At 68.3% G+C, this 851-nt stretch carries 1 protein-coding gene; it reads left to right on the top strand.

The genetic code is table 11. The annotated features are described in order from the left end of the window. Window positions 1-851, top strand: an 851-nt coding sequence (locus LQ326_RS47320; protein WP_491074101.1) for a phosphoglucose isomerase-related protein, incomplete at both ends; no start/stop codon positions are given.

The raw sequence follows: 851 nt of genomic DNA, 5'->3' as shown, positions 1-851 counted from the left end.
GAGAAGGTGTCGGACTTCGGCATCGACACGGCCAACATGTTCGAGTTCTGGGACTGGGTCGGCGGCCGCTACTCCTACGACTCGGCGATCGGCCTCTCCCTGATGATCGCCATCGGCCCGGACCGGTTCCGCGAGATGCTCGACGGCTTCCACCTGGTCGACGAGCACTTCCGCACCGCCCCCGCCGAGGCCAACGCACCGTTGCTCCTCGGCCTGCTGGGCATCTGGTACGGCAACTTCCACGACGCCCAGTCGCACGCGGTGCTGCCGTACTCGCACTACCTCTCCAAGTTCACCGCCTACCTCCAGCAGCTGGACATGGAGTCCAACGGCAAGTCGGTGGACCGGGACGGCCGTCCGGTGCACTGGCAGACCGGCCCGGTCGTGTGGGGCACGCCGGGCACCAACGGCCAGCACGCGTACTACCAGTTGATCCACCAGGGCACCAAGCTGATCCCGGCGGACTTCATCGGCTTCGCCGAGCCCGTCGCCGAGCTGAGCGGCGAACTCAGGGCGCAGCACGACCTGCTGATGGCGAACTTCTTCGCCCAGACGCAGGCCCTGGCCTTCGGCAAGACCGCCGAGGAGGTCCGCGCCGAGGGCGTGGCCGAGGAGCAGGTGGCGCACCGCACCTTCAAGGGCAACCACCCCACCACCACGATCCTGGCCCGCGAGCTGACCCCGTCGGTCCTCGGCCAGCTCATCGCCCTCTACGAGCACAAGGTCTTCGTGCAGGGCGCGATCTGGAACATCGACTCCTTCGACCAGTGGGGCGTGGAGCTGGGCAAGGTGCTCGCCAAGCGCATCGAGCCCGCCCTGACCGAGGGCGCGGAGGTACCCGGCCTCGACGC

The sequence above is a fragment of the Streptomyces shenzhenensis genome (genome assembly GCF_021462265.1).
Lineage (GTDB): Bacteria > Actinomycetota > Actinomycetes > Streptomycetales > Streptomycetaceae > Streptomyces > Streptomyces shenzhenensis.
The sequence above is the reverse complement of the archived record's forward strand: the minus strand, read 5'-3'. Positions and strand labels throughout refer to the sequence as shown.